Source organism: Pseudomonas sp. PDM21, assembly GCF_014852505.2.
Classification (GTDB): domain Bacteria; phylum Pseudomonadota; class Gammaproteobacteria; order Pseudomonadales; family Pseudomonadaceae; genus Pseudomonas.
Genome location: NZ_CM181223.1, coordinates 5,241,177 through 5,258,230 on the forward strand (window position 1 = coordinate 5,241,177; position 17,054 = coordinate 5,258,230).

The window sequence follows — 17,054 nt, forward strand, 5'->3', positions numbered from 1 at the left end:
TCATGCTCCGCACGCGGCGATCTTCTGCGAATCGGTCAGGTGCACCCGCACCCCGGAACGCACTCTTACCGAGGTGCCGGTCACGGCATCGGTGACATTGGCGTTGAGCCCCCAGACGGTGTCCCACCCCGTGGAACACATGGCTGCCTGACCACCACCACAAGCCAGATTGGAGGGACTCGGCCTGGCGCTCATGCACACCGGCGACGCCATGGAAACCTGGTAGTCGGTGGTGCCGTCGTTATTGATGTCGACATTGAGCTGCTCGGCGGTCGGCGCCGCAGTGAAGGCCGAGCCGATGACCCGCTGGATACCCACATCAGCCGCAGCGATGGCCTCGTTTCGGAACTGCATGTTGCCCACTGCCTTCAGATTGGTGCCGCTGAGGGTGTAGGCGCTGCCGACCATCAGCATCAGCATCAGCAACATCACCAGGGCGACCACCAGGGTCGCGCCCCGCTGGGCTTTCGAATTGCGCTGCGTCGTCATGGCGTCTGCCTCCGCCGGGATATGTTCACCAGCGTGGCGCTGGAGGTGAACAGATGCCGTTTATAGCCATCGGTGAACGGGCCCAGGGTGGAGCCTCCCAGGGCATAGGTCTTGTCCGAGGTGTAGCCTGCCGTCCGGGCACGGGCGCGGGCCAGAACGTAGAGCCGGGCCTCCACCACGTTCGCCAGTTGGTCCAGCGTGCAGGAACTGGCCCCGCAATGGACAAAGCTGCCGTCGGGAGAACCATCGCCGCGGTTGGTCACAGTGACCCGGGTGTTGGGGTCATCCCAGTGCGGCGCCGCGAGGTAATCGGTCGGATCGTTCGACTTGCTGAGGCTGTCCAGGCCCAGCTCGACGCGGAAGGCCTCGACCCCCTCGATCAGCGGTACTGCTGCCTGCAGCGCGTTGGCCGGCGTGGCCCCACCGGAAAGATCGAAGGTGGAGCGCATCAGGGTCGGTATGCCATCGCCTGCGCTCACCGCGTAATCGCGCACGTAATACAGATCGATGACGAACTTGCGACGCTCGGCGATGGTCAGGCAATTGAGGCTCGTCAGGGTGAACCCGGTGGTGTCCAGCACAAAGGCCCCGAGGGTCTCGTTCTTGCAGAAGGACGACTGGAAATACACCTTGCCGGCTGCCAGTGCATCGCAATTGCCAACGCCCGGTGAGCAGGTATCGACATGCCGCACCACCAGCACATCGGAGTTGCTCGCCAGGTTGGTGACTATCGCCGAGCAACCGGGGGGCACCGCGGAGAAGGTCTGTGCCGCGATGCCGACGGAGTTGATCCTGTCCTGCTGCGTCCAGGTCGAGAAGGCCGAGCACACCGGCGGCAACGCCGTCGGGTAATCGGCCGGCGGATCGGTCGCGGTCAGGTCATCGAACTGCGGTACATAGCCATTCCAGAACCCGGCGTGGGCGAGGTCTTCCTGCAGCAGGCCCACGGCGAAGCGCCCATTCTCGATCAGCGAGTTGGTCTGGGCCATGTCGTCACTGGTCCGGCGCAGGTTCAGGTAGAGCGTCAGCACCGCGACCATGATCAGCAGGCTGATGGTCACTGCGATCATCATCTCTACCAGGGTGAAGCCCCTGTGGCGGGATGCGCCCCTCATAGCGAGGCCACCCGCACAACCGTGGTGACCACGCGCCGGCACAGGTCGCTGCTGCATCCGGAGCTGCCGTTGTAGCTGTTACTGCCACACGCCACGCTCGAAGGCGGCGCCGAGATCGGCGACATGCCCTGCCAGGCCACGGTGATCAGGTACTGATTGCTGCCCAGCGACTCGATGCAGCCTCGCCCGCCGAGCATGGCGCCGGCCTTCACGCTGCCGCCGCCCACTTCCGCCGCGCCCTGCAGGCTGTTGCACCAGTCAGCGAGGTCCGCCTGCTGACGGGTCCCGCTGCTGGTCGGACAGGACATGCCCGCTCCCACCGGCGAGCTGCTGCCGGTGACATAGCTGGAGGAGTTCTTCGCGTTGGCGTTCATCCGGCTGGACATGTCATTGAGCAGCAGCAGCGCCTGGGCGCGCTGGTAGGACTCCATGTCCGACAGCTGCATGCGCATCTGCAGCTTGGCCAGGCCGAGCAGGCCCAGCGAGATGATGAGGATGCTGACAAGCAGCTCGATCAGGGTGAAGCCGCGGTGCCGGGAGGTCATCATGTTGATCACCACTTCGCCGATGGCGTCCGAGTGCCGTCGCTGGCCAGGGTCAGGTTGCCGTCGCTGGCCTGCCCGCCGCTCGGGGTGAAGGTAATGGTGAAAGTCGGCGGTGTGCCGCTGCCCACGGTGATGTCGTAGCTGTAGTTGCCCGACACCTCACTGGGCAGCGCATAGCCACCGCTTTCCAGCGCCGACTTGCTGGCGTAGGCGCGGTTGGCCAGCAGGTACTGCTGCTGGCGGTTGGCGATATCCATCATCTGCGCCTGGGCCGCGGACCGCTTGCCCCGGATGACGTACTGCTGATAGCTGGGGTAAGCGATTGCAGCCAGGATCGCTACTATCGCCGCCACCACCATCAACTCGATCAGGGTAAAACCACGGGAACTAACAGGCATTATCGAGACTCTCTTTGCCGGGGCCTTTTTCAAAGACTCTATTAGTTAAATGGCGAATCGCCACCCCGCCGACACAGTAATTCAATACCAGTCGTCGCCGACGTATCGCCATATATAAAAATAGCTAACGAAAAGAGGGCCAATTCCAGAGCGCCAAAATACCAACACCCGCTGAATCCGGGGTATTAGAACGAAACATCGCCAGGGCCAAAATCCCTGAAAATCAGTCACTTACGCATCAAAATAAACACCCGGTAGCCAGCCAGAAAAGCAATATAAAGAACAACCGCACCATTCATGAAATACACATGAAGAAGTTGTGAAAAAAACGTAAAATCAAACTCTCAATAGTGCATTTCAAGTTAATAACATCAGCACTGATAACCTATTAAAAAGTAGCCATCTCGCAATAACGAACGAGAAACCATTACATCTTTAAAACTATGCTTATCCGACTATTCATCAGCTAACTATCGAGTCAATCAGCTCCCAGACAGGAACAGCCGGCTGTTCACATCCACTCCACAGGCTGGAAAATTTCCCAGCGCGCCGCCCCCTCACCGCAACAGGGACGGCAAGCCGGCATCAGCCCCCGAGTGACCGTCCCTGAAGTGCCTGGACAAATGCGGCCAGCGGCATGGGTCGATCGAAGAGGTACCCTTGCAGCACCTCCACACCGCGCAGGGCGAGGTAATCCTGCTGCTCCTCGGTTTCCACGCCCTCGGCAATGATCATCAGATCCAGCTTGCCGCACAGCTCGACGATGCTGTCCAGAACGTGCGAAGACAGGGCATCCACGCCAATCATCGCCACGAAACTCTTGTCGATCTTCAGCGCGTCCACCTTGAAGCGATGCAGGTAGGCGAGGCTGGAATTGCCGGTGCCGAAGTCATCGATGGCCAGCTTGACGCCCAGAGCATGCAGGTTGTCGAACAGTTCGTCGGTCACCTCGCTGGAAACAATCAGCTCGCGCTCGGTCAGCTCCAGGGTCAGCTCCGGCCGATGGGGCAGGAAGCGCGCCTGGAAATCGCGGCAATCACCGAACAACCCCGGCTCCGTGCAATGCCGGGCGCTGATGTTGAAGCTCAGATGGAAGCCCTCGCCCAGCAGGTGCCCGTGCGGTGCCAGCCCATCGGCGACCTGGTGGAACAGCTCGCGGGTCATCGCCACGATCAGCCCGGAGCGCTCGGCCATGGGGATGAACAGGTCCGGGCCGACCATGCCTTCGCGCGGATGGACCCAGCGCATCAGCACTTCCGCGCCGACCCAGCGGCCGTCCCGGGCATCGACCAGCGGCTGCAGGTACGGCACGAACTCCCCGGCGAGCAAGGCACGCTCAAGCTCCAGGCTTGGCGTCGCCGAACGCCCCCAGAGCCAGTAGCAGGCCACGCCCGATGCACCACCCAGCATCAGCATCAACGCCACCAGCGGCAACGCGTCTTCGTGGATGTGCCGCCATTGCGCCCCTTCGGGGAAGCCGCCGATGACCTTGTAGGGGAATCGCTCGGAGGTCAGCTCGACATGCCCCAGCGGCAGGCGGACAGGCTTGCCGTCGAACACCCTGCCCTCCTCATCCATCCACTGCCCGCCGACCTGCAATTGCAGGTCGCTGCGTTGATCGACCAGTTGCAGCGTGTTGCTCAGGTAACGTCCATCCACCGTCGCCAGCGCGGCGTGGCGTCCTTCGACACGCCGCAGGATCAACAGCGCGTAGTTCGGCGTGATCTCGTTACCGGCCATCATCCGCAGCCGGCCGGCGACATACAGGCTCGAATCCAGCGGCGCCTCGAAGTCGCCGAACAGCGAGGTGCAATAGATTTGGTCATCGCGAGTCAGATTGACCGACCGGACGAACGGCACCACCGCCACCTGTTCGCGCAGGACGAGTGTCGCCTCGTCGCAGCCCTCATCCACATGCAGCAGAGCCACCTGGGCGGCCCCAGCCGCATTGCTCAGCATCACGTCGAACAGCCGAACAGCCTCGTTCGAGGCAGTACGCGCCTCGACGCTCAGGGTGCGCAAGGCCTGCCAATAGATGATGGCGCTGCCCAGCAGCAACGGCAGCAGGGCCATGGAGAGGGAGAAGACCAGGCGAGGCAGCAGCCGGCGCCGGGTGTAGTTGCGAAGCGGCATCCTTGTTCCTTGCTTGACGGCGCCGCGACCTGCGACGCATTGCCACTCCCCCATGGGCAGCGACGTGGTTTGAGCTTAGAACAGCCACCGCCGCCGGGCGCCACGCGGCGGAATCCGTATAATCCCCGCCCCATCCATCCTGATCGCCACAGAAGACGCCCATGTCCAAGCCGCAGCAGCTCCAGCCCGCGGGTAACTTCCCGCCCGCCACGCTCCTCCGTCGCTTTGCCGCGATGTTCTATGACTTCCTGCTCTGCGTGGCCTTGCTGATGGTGGTGACGCTGGCCTATCAGCAGGGCTTCCTGCGCCTGATCTATGGCAGCGAGAAGCTCCGGATGCTGGCCGACCAGGGGGCGCTGACCGGCGACCCGCTGCTGTCCAGCCTGCTGTTCATCAGCGTGTTCGCCTTCTTCGCGAAGTTCTGGACCCACAGCGGCCAGACCCTGGGCATGCAGGTCTGGGGCGTTCGTGTGCAGAACGCCAACGGCACGCGCATCACCCTGATGCAGGCGCTGCTGCGCTTTGTGATCGCCATCGCCTCCTGGGGCTGCGCCGGCCTGGGCTTCCTCTGGATGCTCTGGGACAAGGACCAGCGCACCTGGCAGGACCGCTACTCGGAAAGCGTGGTGATCCAGATCCCCAAGGCGGTACGCAAGGCATCGCAGGGGCGGGGCTGAAACCCCGGGCAATAAAAAAGCCGGCGATTGCCGGCTTTTTTGCGGGCGCGGGTTCTACCCCGCGATGGGACTCAGCCTGCTCGTTTCAGCAACAGGGTGCCGAGGAAGGCGCAGATCGCCGCCGGCACCAGCACCGCCAGCAGCGGCGGGAAGTTGAACACCTGGCTGGACGGGCCAAGCAGGTCCTGGGCGATGCGGAAGGTGAAGCCCACCAGCACACCGGTGAACACGCGCTGGCCGAGGGTCACGCTGCGCAGCGGGCCGAAGATGAACGAGATCGCCATCAGCACCAGGGCAGCGGTCACCAGCGGCTGCAGGATCTTGGTCCAGAACGCCAGCCAGTAGCGGTTGGAGCTCAGGCCCTGGTCCTGCAGGTAATGGATGTAGTTCCACAGGCCGGTGATCGACAGCGCCTCCGGCTCCATCACCACGGTGTTGAGCAGTTGCGGGCTGAGCTGGATGTTCCAGGTCTCGCTGGGCTTGCTTACGACCTCGCTGCGCTTTTCAGCCGCGTGCAGCACCGAGGTGGTCACATCCTGCAACTGCCACTGGTCGTTCTCGAACACCGCCTGACGGGCGAAGCTCGCGCTCTGCAGGCGACGGTTGTCGTCGAAGTTGTAGCGGGTCACGCCCAGCAGCACGCCATCCGGGCGCACCACGTTGATATGGATGAATTCATGCCCCTGGCGGTGCCACAGGCCCGACTTCGAGCTTTGCGAACCATTGCCGCTCTGCGCCAGGGCACGACCGCTCTGGGCAGCGGTTTCGGTGTAGGGAATCACGTACTCGCCCACCAGGATGCCGGCGAACATCAGCACCAGCATCGGTTTCATCACCGCCCAGACGATGCGCTGCAGCGACACGCCAGCGGCGCGCATGATGGTCAGCTCGCTGTTGCTGGCCAGGGTACCCAGGCCCACCAGGCAGCCAATCAGCGCGGCCATGGGGAGCATGTCGTAGCCACGGCTCGGCGCGGTCAGCAGGACAAACTTGAGCGCCTCGCCGAGGGTGTAGGTGTCGCTGATCTGCCCCAGCTGGTCGACGAAGGCGAACAGTTCGGCCAACCCGAGGATCACCCCGAGTACCGCGAGAATGGAAACGAAGACAGTGGTGCCGATGTAACGATCCAGCTTACGCATGCTTCAGCACTCCGCCCGACTTCGCTCGCTTGGCGGCCAGCTTCAGACGCAGCGGCTCCCAGTACAACAACAACAGGCCGATGGCCAGGAATATCCCGTGGATCCACCACAGGCCCAGGGCCATGGGAATCTTGCCCTTGTCGAGCATGCCGCGCCCGGCGATCAGCAGCGCCAGGTAGGCCATGTACAGCAGCACGGCCGGCAGCAGCTTGAGGAAGCGGCCCTGGCGCGGGTTGACGCGCGACAGCGGCACGGCCAGCACGGTCACCACGAAGACCAGCAGCGGGATGGACAGGCGCCACTGCAGCTCCGACTTCATGCGAGGATCGTCGCTGCCCAGCAGGTCGGAGGTGGGGATGGCGTCGCGGTCGTCGATCTCGCTGCTCACTTCCGGCTTGGGCAGCAGGGCGGCGTAGGTGTCGTACTTGATCTCGCGGTAATCGGCCTGTCCGGGCGTGCCGTCGTAGCGATAGCCGTCCTTGAGAATCAGGTAGCGGCTGCCGTCCGCATGGATTTCCTGCACGCCGGTGGTGCCGACCAGCACCGAAGTGCCGCCGTCCTTGCCATTGCGCGGGCGGTTCTTGTCCGAAATGAACACGCCGCCCAGCTCGGTGCGCTCGTTGGCCAGGGTCTCGGTATAGGTCACCCGCGTGCCATCGCGCATCGACTGGAAGCGCCCCGGCGCCAGGGTGTCGAACTCGGTCATCGCATCCTGCTTGTTCAGCAGCAACTGCATCTGGGTGATGCCCTGGGGCGCCAGCCACAGGCTCAGCCAGGCCACCAGCAGGGCGATGAACAGCGCCGGCGCCAGGGTAATGGCCAGCAGGCGCTGCTGGCTCATGCCGGTGGCGGTGAGCACGGTCATCTCGCTGTCCAGGTACAGGCGGCCATAGGCCAGCAGAATGCCGAGGAACAGGCCCAGCGGCAGGATCAGCTGCAGGAAGCCCGGCAGGCGCACGCCCATGATCATGAACAGCGAACCCGGATCGAGCAGGCCTTGGGCCGCCTGCGCCAGGTACTTGATGAAACGGCCGCTCATGATGATGACCAGCAGCACGGCGCTCACCGCGCTCATGGTGATCAGCACTTCACGGGACAGGTAACGGAAGACAATCAAACCGGACACTCCAGGGTTGTCACGCTCAGGCGGCTACGCTCAAACTAGCCGCCGTGAAGCATTGCCGGGTGCGCGCGGACGCGACCCAGCGCAAATAGCCGGCATTATCCTGCGATTCGCCAGGCCTGTCACTGCGCAGTCCACCTTCATTCGCAGACCCTTCTGCTCTTTGTCCCGGGGACACTCAGCCATGGAATTCCTTGTAAAAAGCGTACGTCCGGAAACTCTCAAGACCGCCACCCTGGTCATCGCCGTGGGCGAAGGCCGCAAGCTTGGCGCCACCGCCAAGGCCGTCGACGAAGCCACTGGCGGCGCCATCGCCAACCTGCTCAAGCGTGGCGATCTGGCAGGCAAGGTGGGCCAGACTCTACTGCTGCAAGATTTACCCAACATTAAGGCTGAGCGCGTCCTGCTGGTCGGCGCCGGCAAAGAGCGCGAACTCTCCGACCGCGCCTACCGCAAACTGGTTTCCGCCGTCCTGGGCAATCTGAAGAACCTGGGTGGCGCCGACGCCGTCCTGGCCCTGGGCGACCTGGCCGTCAAAGGCCGCAATGCCCATGGCAAGGCCCGCCTGCAGGTGGAAACCCTGGCCGACGGCACCTACGTCTTCGATCGCTTCAAGAGCCAGAAGGCCGAAGCGCCGAAGCTGAAGAAAATCACCCTGCTCGCCGACAAGGCCGACGCCACCGCTGTCGAACAAGGCGCCAAAGAAGCCCAGGCCATCGCCAACGGCATGGCCCTGACCCGTGACCTGGGCAACCTGCCGCCGAACCTCTGCCACCCGACCTTCCTCGGCGAACAGGCCAAGGCGCTGGGCAAGGAATACAAGGGCCTGAAGGTCGAGGTTCTCGACGAGAAGAAACTGCGCGAGCTGGGCATGGGCTCCTTCCTCGCCGTCGCCCAGGGCAGCGACCAGCCGCCGCGCCTGATCGTGCTGCAGTACAACGGCGCGAAGAAGAAGGACGAGGCCCCGCACGTACTGGTCGGCAAGGGCATCACCTTCGACACCGGTGGCATCAGCTTGAAGCCCGGCCTGGGCATGGACGAGATGAAGTTCGACATGTGCGGCGCTGCCTCCGTGTTCGGCACCTTCCGCGCCGTGCTGGAGCTGCAGCTGCCGATCAACCTGGTGGGCGTGATGGCCTGCGCCGAGAACATGCCCAGCGGCGGCGCCACCCGTCCGGGCGACATCGTCACCACCATGAGCGGCCAGACCGTCGAAATCCTCAACACCGACGCCGAAGGCCGCCTGGTGCTGTGCGACGCACTGACCTACGTCGAGCGCTTCAAACCGCAGTCGGTGGTGGACATCGCCACCCTGACCGGCGCCTGCATCGTCGCCCTGGGCTCCAACACCTCGGGCCTGATGGGCAACAACGACGCACTGGTCAAGCAACTGCTCAAGGCCGGTGAAGTCGCTGATGACCGCGCCTGGCAGCTGCCGCTGTTCGACGAGTACCAGGAACAGCTGGACAGCCCGTTCGCCGACATCGCCAACATCGGCGGGCCGAAGGCCGGCACCATTACCGCCGGCTGCTTCCTGTCGCGCTTTGCGAAGAAGTTCCACTGGGCGCACCTGGACATCGCCGGCACCGCCTGGATCAGCGGGGGCAAGGACAAGGGCGCCACGGGCCGCCCGGTTCCGCTGCTGACCCAGTACCTGCTGGACCGCGCCAAGTAATGGCACAGTGCAACCTGCCGATGGGATCGAACGCATGACGCGTGTGGATTTCTACGTCATTCCCAGCGCCGATCCCGACGCACGCCTGACCATCGCCTGCCGCCTGGCTGAAAAAGCCTGGCGGCAAGGCATGCGTATCTTCGTGCTGTGCAGCGACGAAGCCCAGCGCGATGCGCTGGATGCCCGGCTGTGGAACTTCCGGGGCGAAACCTTCATCCCACACAACGCGGTGGAAGAAGATGCCGACTCGCCGATCGTTCTCGCCCTCGGCGAGCCGCCGGAAAGCCACCGGGACCTGCTGATCAACCTGACCCTGGCCATTCCCGACTTCGTCGACCGCTTCAACCGGGTCGCCGAGCTGGTGATCGAGGAACCGGCGATTCGTCAGGCCGCGCGGGAGAATTTCCGTCGCTACCGCGAGCAGGGCTATCCTTTGCAGGATCACCGCCTGCCGCGCCCTTGAGAGCGTCTCAGCCAAGACACCATGGACAACCACAAGCCCCCGCACGACCCCGACCACCTGCTGGAAGACCTGAAGAAGATCCAGGACCTGCTGGACGAGTCGGGCGCCGAGCCGCCCCTGCTCACTGAATCCTTCGAGCCGGACAACATTCCCCTGCTCTCCGACGTTGTCACGCCGGCGCCCCAGGCGCCGGAGCCTGCCGCCGCGCCGCCGGCCACTCCCGCCGCCAGCGAGCTGAACCGCCTGGACCTCGAACTGCGCGCCGCGGCCCAGCTGATCCTGCAGGACGTCCTCGACGACTTCGCCCCGCAGATCGAAGCCGAACTGCAACGCCGGCTCGAAGCGCGCATGCAGCGCCTGCTGGCCCAGCGCAAGACCTGACGCCCCAAACCATTCCGCTTTTTTGTAGCCGCCCAGTGGCCACACGGAAAACCGCCCCGGTGGCCTGAACTGCCCGCCTCCCGTTATACTCAGCGGTTTTCCGTCTAGCCTTATCAGGGTCCCGCCGCGCTCATGGACAAGACCTACCAGCCCCACGCCATCGAATCCCACTGGTACCCCCTCTGGGAGAGAGAGAACTACTTCGCCCCGCAAGGTTCCGGCGAGCCGTACACCATCATGATCCCGCCGCCGAACGTCACCGGCAGCCTGCACATGGGCCACGGCTTCAACAACGCCATCATGGACGCGCTGATCCGCTACCGCCGCATGCAGGGCCGCAACACCCTGTGGCAGCCGGGCACCGACCACGCCGGCATCGCCACCCAGATGGTGGTGGAGCGCCAGCTGGCCGCCCAGGGCATCGCCCGCCATGATCTGGGCCGCGAGAAGTTCCTGGAGAAGGTCTGGGAGTGGAAGGATCAGTCCGGCGGCACCATCACCCGCCAGATTCGCCGCCTGGGCTCCTCCGTGGACTGGTCGCGCGAGCGCTTCACCATGGACGAAGGCCTGTCCAACGCCGTGAAGGAAGCCTTCGTGCGCCTGCACGAGGACGGCCTGATCTACCGCGGCAAGCGCCTGGTCAACTGGGATACCAAGTTCCACACCGCCATCTCCGACCTCGAAGTGGAGAACCACGACGAGAAGGGCCACCTCTGGCACCTGCGCTACCCGCTGGCCGACGGCAACAAGACCGCCGACGGCAAGGACTACCTGGTCGTCGCCACCACCCGCCCGGAAACCGTGCTGGGTGACAGCGCCGTCGCCGTTCACCCGGAAGACGAGCGCTACGCCGCGCTGATCGGTACCTTCATCGACCTGCCGCTGGTGGGCCGGCGCATCCCGATCATCGCCGACGACTACGTCGACCGCGAATTCGGCACCGGCTGCGTGAAGATCACCCCGGCCCACGACTTCAACGACTACGAAGTCGGCAAGCGCCACGACCTGCCGCTGATCAACATCTTCGACAAGGACGCCGCCGTCCTCGCCGTCGCCCAGGTGTTCAAGCTCGACGGCAGCGTCAACGCGGAGCTGGACTCCAGCCTGCCGGCCGCCTACGCCGGTCTCGACCGCTTCGTCGCGCGCAAGCAGATCGTTGCCGACTTCGAAGCCGCCGGCCTGCTCGAGAAGATCGACGACCACGCGCTGAAAGTGCCCAAGGGCGACCGCTCCGGCACCGTCATCGAGCCGTGGCTGACCGACCAGTGGTACGTCTCCACCAAGCCGCTGGCCGAACCCGCCATCGCCGCCGTGGAAGACGGCAGCATCCAGTTCGTGCCCAAGCAGTACGAGAACATGTACTTCAGCTGGATGCGCGACATCCAGGACTGGTGCATCAGCCGTCAGCTGTGGTGGGGCCACCGCATCCCGGCCTGGTACGACGATGCCGGCAACGTCTACGTCGGCCGCAACGAAGCCGAAGTGCGCACCAAGCACAACCTGGGCGACGCCAACCTGCGCCAGGACGAAGACGTCCTCGACACCTGGTTCAGCTCGGGCCTGTGGACCTTCTCCACCCTCGGCTGGCCGGAGCAGACCGACTACCTGAAGACCTTCCACCCCACCGACGTGCTGGTGACCGGCTTCGACATCATCTTCTTCTGGGTTGCGCGCATGATCATGCTGACCATGCACCTGATCAAGAATGGCGATGGCACCGCGCAGATCCCGTTCAAGACCGTCTACGTCCACGGTCTGGTGCGCGACGGCCAGGGCCAGAAGATGTCCAAGTCCAAGGGCAACGTGCTCGACCCGCTGGACATAGTCGATGGCATTACCTTGGACGAGCTGCTGGAGAAACGCACCAGCGGCATGATGCAGCCCAAGCTCGCCGAGAAGATCGCCAAGCAGACGAAAGCCGAGTTCCCCGAAGGCATCGCCAGCTACGGCACCGACGCCCTGCGCTTCACTTTCTGCTCGCTGGCTTCCACCGGTCGCGACATCAAGTTCGACATGGGCCGCGTCGAGGGCTACCGCAACTTCTGCAACAAGCTGTGGAACGCCGCCAACTTCGTCATCGAGAACACCGATGGCAAGGACACCGGCGTGAATGGCGAGCCGGTCGAGCTGTCCTCGGTGGACCGCTGGATCATCTCCGCCCTGCAGCGCACCGAGATCGAAGTCGCGCGCCAGCTCGACGCCTTCCGCTTCGACCTCGCCACCCAGGCCCTCTACGAGTTCATCTGGGACGAGTACTGCGCCTGGTACCTGGAACTGGTCAAGCCGGTACTGTGGGACGAGAACGCGCCGATCGAGCGTCAGCGCGGCACCCGCCGCACCCTGGCGCGCGTGCTGGAAACCGCACTGCGCCTGGCGCATCCGTTCATGCCGTTCATCACCGAGGAAATCTGGCAGCGCATCAAGACCGCCGCTGGCAAGTCCGGTGACACCCTGATGCTGCAACCCTGGCCGATCGCCGACGAGGCGAAAATCGACGCCGCCGCCGAAGGCGACATCGAGTGGGTCAAGGCCCTGATGCTGGGCATCCGCCAGATCCGCGGCGAGATGAACATCTCCATGGCCAAGCGCATCGACCTGGTGCTGAACAACGCATCCCCCGAGGATCACCGTCGCCTGGCCGACAACGAGCCGCTGCTGATGAAGCTGGCCAAGCTCGAGACCATCCGCGTGCTGGACGAAGGCGAAGAGCCGCCGATGTCCGCCACCGCGCTGGTTGGCGACCTGCAGGTGCTGGTGCCGATGGCCGGACTGATCGACAAGGCTGCCGAGATGGCGCGCCTGGACAAGGAAATCCAGCGCCTGGAAGGCGAAGTCAAACGCGTGGGCGGCAAGCTGTCCAATGAAGGCTTCGTCGCCAAGGCCCCGCCGGAAGTGATCGAGAAGGAGCGCGCCAAGCTGGCTGAAGCCGAGCAGGCCGTGACCAACCTGATCCAGCAGCGCGAGAAGATCGCCAGCCTGTAAGGCCTGGAACGGTATAAACAACGGCGCCCTCGGGCGCCGTTGTCATTTCTGCAGGTCGGGCTTCAGTACACCGCCCCCACCGGGTACACGTAGGCATTCACGTCATGGAACGGCGTGCGCTCGAAGAACCACTGCAGCCGCGCCTGGGCGTCCTTGGCGAAGGCCTTGTCGTCCCTGAGCTTCTTCTCGAACTCGGCCTTGAGCTTCGGATCCTTGGCGAGCATCTTGCGCGCCATCGGCTCCATCACGTACTCCTCTGGCTCCTCGGCCACCACCAGCGTCGAGTTGAAGAAGCCCCAGGACCAGAACGAATCCGGACTCTCCGCCGTCAGCAGGTTGACCGCCAGCACGCCCAGCGGCTGGTCGGTATCGATCACCACCGAGCCTGCCGGGTAGGTCTGCAGGCGCTGGAACGGCTTGCCGACGCCACTGACCAGCAGATGCCCCTCATAACCGGGAATCTCGTTGGTGGCGGCGCGGTCGGGCTCGAATCCACCGGCCAGCTTGATGTTGTCCATGCGGTACAGGGTCACCTCGATGGGCGTCGCCTTGTCCAGAGTCTTCATCTGGATGCCATGGGACTTCAGGCGCGCGATCACCTCGCTCCACTGCACCGGCACCACATACTGCTTCGGCCGCTTCACCACCAGGTCCGGCACCGAGTTGTCGGTGACCGGCACGTTCAGCTGCTTGGGCTTGTTGCTCCAGACGATGGTCTTCTTGCCGGTGATCGGTGACACCTCATAGCGGTAATCACCCACGGTGAACGGCGTGTGCTGCGGCTCGCCCGGCTTCCAGGTGAGGATCACCTCCTTCTGCGCCGCCAGCCGTTCGCGGTCCTTGCCAATCACCTGCTTCAGCGAGTCGGCGTTGTCGCCGATCACCTGGAACATCGCCTTGAGCATCACGTAGTTGCCCAGCACCTGGGTTTCGTAGGGGTGCAGGGCATGCTGCTCGATGAGGATCGACGGCACGTTGCGAATATCGCCGTACTGATTCGAGAAGCGCGCCAGGTCGGTGCGGTACGGGTAGTAACCCTGGGTCGGGTCCTGGTTGTCGTTGAAGCTGATGCACTCATGGACCACATGCCCGTCGCCCTCCAGCTCCTTGTAAACCGGGCCGCGCATCACCTTGTCCATCCACTCGCTGGAAGCCGGCGACCAGCCGTTGCCGTTGTGGCAATAGGAGCTGTCGTAGGGATACATGGCGCCGTCGGTGGAATGGGTGTCGGCGAAGAAGCTCAGGTCGTACTGGTTGAACACCGAGGCAACGTTGCGGATCTCCGCGCTGTCGAGCTTGGTGAAGTCGCGGTTGAGGTTGTAGTTCAGCCCGTTGACCCGCCAGCCGGTGACGTCCGGGCCGTTCTGGTTGATCCGCCCGTAGGGGCTGCGGCGCAGGTCGCCGTCGATGTTCACGGTGGGGATGAAGAGGATGTTGACCTTGTCCAGCAGAGCAGCCAGCGGCTTGTCGCCGGTGGTCATGTCGCGCAGCAGCATGAACATGGCGTCCTTGCCGTTGGCCTCGCCGGGGTGGATTTCCGCCTCGACGAAGATCGTCGGCTTGCCGGACTTGTTCAGCCCCGCTGCCGACTTGTCCGCCTCGCGGCTGGCGGTCACCAGCAGCATCGGCTCGCCGGTGGCGCTGTTCTCCGGCAGGTCGCTGAGGGTGATGGCGCCGCCGGAGGCATCGGCCAGCTTCTGCAGCCAGGCGCGGGTCTGGTGGTAATCGGAGGTCTGCTTGAAGCCCGTGGATTCGGCCAGGGTGATCAGCGGGTTGTCGGTCTTGGCGATGTACTTCGTGCTGGTGAGCTTCTGCTCGAACATCGCCGGGAGGATGCGGCTTTTCGCGGCGGCGCTGTAACCGCTGTCATCGACGTACCCCGGCGCCGAAGGCAGGGCGGCATACAGGGGCAGGCTGGAGGTGGCGAAGAGGCCGGCGAGCAGCGCTCGGGACGAGAGGTGGTACATGGGAGGTTCTCCTTTTGCAGCAATATCGTCCTGCGGACGCGTCCGCGCCCGTGCAACAACCATAGACAACCATGGGGAAATGCCAGCGCGGTTCGTCGTCGCGCCCGCTCTGGCATGCACCTTCTTCAAATGCCGTTCATTCCCCGGAGGAATGACCTTGCGAAGAATGCTCGCTTGGATCACCGCGCCGGTTCGCCGAAGATCAGCGCACAGCTGCACCCGCTCCCCTGCCAAGGAACCCCACGCCCATGTCCGATACTCCGGCCCGCAACGGCGGCCAGATCCTCGTCGATGCCCTGCTGCGCCACGCGGTGGATACCGTCTACTGCATCCCCGGCGAAAGCTACCTGCCGGTGCTCGATGCCCTGCACGACGCGGCCGCCATCCAGACCATCGTCACCCGCCACGAAGGCGCCGCCTCGAACATGGCCGATGCCTACGGCAAGCTCACCGGCCGCCCCGGCATCTGCTTCGTCACCCGCGGGCCGGGCGCGACCCACGCAGCCAACGGCGTGCATACGGCGATGCAGGACTCGACGCCGATGATTCTCTTCATCGGCCAGGTGGAAAGCGCCTTCAAGGGCCGCGAAGCCTTCCAGGAAGTGGACTATCGGCAGATGTTCGGCGGCCTGGCCAAGTGGGCCACCGAGGTCGACGACATCCGTCGCCTGCCGGAGATCGTCGCCCGCGCCTTCCGCGTCGCCCAGTCCGGGCGGCCCGGCCCGGTGGTGATCGGGCTGCCGGAGGAAGTGCTGTTCGGCGCAGCACAGGTCGCCGATGTACTGCCCACGCCCATCACGCGTGCGGCCCCCAGCGCCGACGCACTGGCCGAACTGCGCGAGCGCCTGAGCCAGGCCCGGCGCCCGCTGCTGATCGTCGGTGGCACCGGCTGGACAGCGGAGGCCTGCGCGCAGGTGCGCGCCTTCGCCCACGCCAACCGCCTGCCGCTGGTGGCCTCGTTCCGCCGCCAGGACCTGATCGACAACCGCGACGAGCAGTACGCCGGCCAGCTCGGCTTCGGCGCCTCGCCCAGGCTCACCGCGCGCGTGCAGGAAGCCGACCTGCTGCTGGTGCTCGGCTCGCGCCTGAGTGAAACACCCAGCGCCGGCTACAGCCTGATCCAGAGCCCACGCCCGCTGCAGGGCATGATCCACGTCTACCCCGACGCCAGCGAGCTGGGCCGCGTCTACCAGGCGGACCAGAGCATCCAGGCCGGCATGCCGGAGATCGCCGCCGCCCTCGCCGACCTCGCTCCCCTTGCCGAGACGCCCTGGGCTGACTGGACCGCCGCGGCACGCGCCGATTACCTCAGCTATATCACCCCGCCGCAGAACGCAGAATCGCCGAAGGGTGTGGACCTCACCCGGGTCGTCCAGTACCTGAACGAAACCCTGCCGGACGACGCGGTGATCAGCAACGGCGCCGGCAACTATGCCGTCTGGGTGCACCGTTTCTACCGCTATCGCTCGCCGCGCAGCCAGCTCGCCCCCACAAACGGCGCCATGGGCTACGGCTTTCCCGCCGCCATCGCCGCCAAGCTGCGCGACCCGCAGCGCAGCGTGGTGTGCTTCGCCGGCGACGGCTGCTTCATGATGTACCCGCAGGAGCTGGCCACCGCCGTGCAGTACGGCGCGGCGCTGACCGTCATCGTGGTGAACAACGGCATGCTCGGCACCATCCGCATGCACCAGGAGCGCGAATACCCCGGCCGCATCAGCGCGACCGAGCTGCGCAACCCCGACTTCGTCGCCCTCGCCTGCGCCTTCGGTGCCCATGGCGAGCTGGTGGAGAGAACCGAGGACTTCGCCGCCGCCTTCGAGCGTGCCCAGGCCAGCGGCAAGCCCGCGCTGATCGAACTGCGCACCGATCTACAGCAGATCACCCCGGTCGCACGGCTGCCCTGAGGACCTTTCGCTTCCCCCGCAGCAGCGCAGGCTTCGCTAAGCTGCACCGGGTCAAGGCATTGC

General features: G+C 64.7%; 14 protein-coding genes. 6 read left to right on the forward strand and 8 right to left on the reverse strand.

Annotated features, from left to right (window positions below):
• The 5 genes from IB275_RS24220 to IB275_RS24240 form a co-directional block, all read right to left on the reverse strand.
• Entirely contained in the window at nt 1–489 is a 489-nt protein-coding gene (locus IB275_RS24220) for a PilX N-terminal domain-containing pilus assembly protein (RefSeq protein ID WP_192291669.1), read from the reverse strand.
• Nucleotides 486–1,604, reverse strand: a complete 1,119-nt coding sequence (locus IB275_RS24225) for a PilW family protein (RefSeq protein ID WP_192291671.1) — start codon at nt 1,602–1,604, stop codon at nt 486–488. The genes IB275_RS24220 and IB275_RS24225 overlap by 4 nt, the downstream gene beginning before the upstream one ends.
• The gene (pilV, locus tag IB275_RS24230; protein ID WP_081516432.1) at nt 1,601–2,152 is read right to left on the reverse strand and encodes a type IV pilus modification protein PilV; all 552 of its coding nucleotides are present in this window, start codon (nt 2,150–2,152) and stop codon (nt 1,601–1,603) included. Before pilV ends, IB275_RS24225 begins: the two co-directional genes overlap by 4 nt.
• Before the next feature lie 5 nt (nt 2,153–2,157).
• Nucleotides 2,158–2,547: a type IV pilin protein gene (locus tag IB275_RS24235; RefSeq protein ID WP_192223995.1), complete on the reverse strand. Its 390-nt coding sequence runs from the start codon at nt 2,545–2,547 to the stop codon at nt 2,158–2,160.
• A gap of 585 nt (nt 2,548–3,132) precedes the next feature.
• Nucleotides 3,133–4,680 (reverse strand): EAL domain-containing protein, encoded by a 1,548-nt coding sequence (locus IB275_RS24240; RefSeq protein ID WP_192291673.1) that lies wholly within the window; start codon nt 4,678–4,680, stop codon nt 3,133–3,135.
• A 161-nt stretch (nt 4,681–4,841) separates the two neighbouring features.
• On the opposite strand from IB275_RS24240, the gene IB275_RS24245 reads away from it, so the two are divergent.
• Entirely contained in the window at nt 4,842–5,357 is a 516-nt protein-coding gene (locus IB275_RS24245) for an RDD family protein (RefSeq protein ID WP_081516039.1), read from the forward strand.
• 71 nt (nt 5,358–5,428) lie between these two features.
• Here IB275_RS24245 and lptG read toward each other — a convergent pair whose 3' ends face one another.
• Both lptG and lptF read right to left on the reverse strand, forming a co-directional pair.
• On the reverse strand, nt 5,429–6,496 hold the full coding sequence (lptG, locus tag IB275_RS24250; RefSeq protein ID WP_081516041.1) for an LPS export ABC transporter permease LptG: 1,068 nt from the start codon (nt 6,494–6,496) through the stop codon (nt 5,429–5,431).
• Nucleotides 6,489–7,613 carry an LPS export ABC transporter permease LptF gene (lptF, locus tag IB275_RS24255; RefSeq protein ID WP_151188145.1) on the reverse strand — a complete coding sequence of 375 codons (1,125 nt, stop codon included), beginning with the start codon at nt 7,611–7,613 and terminating at the stop codon, nt 6,489–6,491. Before lptF ends, lptG begins: the two co-directional genes overlap by 8 nt.
• Before the next feature lie 190 nt (nt 7,614–7,803).
• On the opposite strand from lptF, the gene IB275_RS24260 reads away from it, so the two are divergent.
• The 4 genes from IB275_RS24260 to IB275_RS24275 all read left to right on the forward strand — a co-directional run bounded on the left by IB275_RS24260 (nt 7,804) and on the right by IB275_RS24275 (nt 13,120).
• A complete protein-coding gene (locus tag IB275_RS24260; RefSeq protein ID WP_192291675.1) occupies nt 7,804–9,294 on the forward strand; it encodes a leucyl aminopeptidase in 1,491 nt (496 codons plus the stop codon).
• Between the two features lie 34 nt (nt 9,295–9,328).
• A complete protein-coding gene (locus tag IB275_RS24265) occupies nt 9,329–9,757 on the forward strand; it encodes a DNA polymerase III subunit chi (RefSeq protein WP_192291677.1) in 429 nt (142 codons plus the stop codon).
• Nucleotides 9,758–9,778: 21 nt separating this feature from the next.
• Nucleotides 9,779–10,138, forward strand: a complete 360-nt coding sequence (locus IB275_RS24270; RefSeq protein WP_192291680.1) for a DNA polymerase III subunit chi — start codon at nt 9,779–9,781, stop codon at nt 10,136–10,138.
• Nucleotides 10,139–10,270: 132 nt separating this feature from the next.
• Entirely contained in the window at nt 10,271–13,120 is a 2,850-nt protein-coding gene (locus IB275_RS24275) for a valine--tRNA ligase (RefSeq protein WP_192291683.1), read from the forward strand.
• Nucleotides 13,121–13,182: 62 nt separating this feature from the next.
• Here the strand turns inward: IB275_RS24275 and IB275_RS24280 are convergent, their stop codons facing one another.
• Nucleotides 13,183–15,087: a M14 family metallopeptidase gene (locus IB275_RS24280; protein WP_192291687.1), complete on the reverse strand. Its 1,905-nt coding sequence runs from the start codon at nt 15,085–15,087 to the stop codon at nt 13,183–13,185.
• Between the two features lie 248 nt (nt 15,088–15,335).
• Here IB275_RS24280 and IB275_RS24285 point away from each other — a divergent pair, with 248 nt between their 5' ends.
• Nucleotides 15,336–16,991, forward strand: a complete 1,656-nt coding sequence (locus IB275_RS24285; protein WP_192291690.1) for a thiamine pyrophosphate-binding protein — start codon at nt 15,336–15,338, stop codon at nt 16,989–16,991.
• Nucleotides 16,992–17,054: the final 63 nt, after the last annotated feature.

Excerpts from the sequence above, each read along its gene's own strand:
- IB275_RS24235 (WP_192223995.1), bottom strand. The coding sequence starts at position 2,547 with ATGCCTGTTAGTTCCCGTGGTTTTACCCTGATCGAGTTGATGGTGGTG.
- IB275_RS24280 (WP_192291687.1), bottom strand. The coding sequence starts at position 15,087 with ATGTACCACCTCTCGTCCCGAGCGCTGCTCGCCGGCCTCTTCGCCACC.
- lptG (WP_081516041.1), bottom strand. The coding sequence starts at position 6,496 with ATGCGTAAGCTGGATCGTTACATCGGCACCACTGTCTTCGTTTCCATT.
- IB275_RS24225 (WP_192291671.1), bottom strand. The coding sequence starts at position 1,604 with ATGAGGGGCGCATCCCGCCACAGGGGCTTCACCCTGGTAGAGATGATG.
- IB275_RS24285 (WP_192291690.1), top strand. The coding sequence starts at position 15,336 with ATGTCCGATACTCCGGCCCGCAACGGCGGCCAGATCCTCGTCGATGCC.
- pilV (WP_081516432.1), bottom strand. The coding sequence starts at position 2,152 with ATGATGACCTCCCGGCACCGCGGCTTCACCCTGATCGAGCTGCTTGTC.
- IB275_RS24275 (WP_192291683.1), top strand. The coding sequence starts at position 10,271 with ATGGACAAGACCTACCAGCCCCACGCCATCGAATCCCACTGGTACCCC.
- IB275_RS24220 (WP_192291669.1), bottom strand. The coding sequence starts at position 489 with ATGACGACGCAGCGCAATTCGAAAGCCCAGCGGGGCGCGACCCTGGTG.
- IB275_RS24260 (WP_192291675.1), top strand. The coding sequence starts at position 7,804 with ATGGAATTCCTTGTAAAAAGCGTACGTCCGGAAACTCTCAAGACCGCC.
- IB275_RS24270 (WP_192291680.1), top strand. The coding sequence starts at position 9,779 with ATGGACAACCACAAGCCCCCGCACGACCCCGACCACCTGCTGGAAGAC.
- IB275_RS24245 (WP_081516039.1), top strand. The coding sequence starts at position 4,842 with ATGTCCAAGCCGCAGCAGCTCCAGCCCGCGGGTAACTTCCCGCCCGCC.
- IB275_RS24240 (WP_192291673.1), bottom strand. The coding sequence starts at position 4,680 with ATGCCGCTTCGCAACTACACCCGGCGCCGGCTGCTGCCTCGCCTGGTC.
- IB275_RS24265 (WP_192291677.1), top strand. The coding sequence starts at position 9,329 with ATGACGCGTGTGGATTTCTACGTCATTCCCAGCGCCGATCCCGACGCA.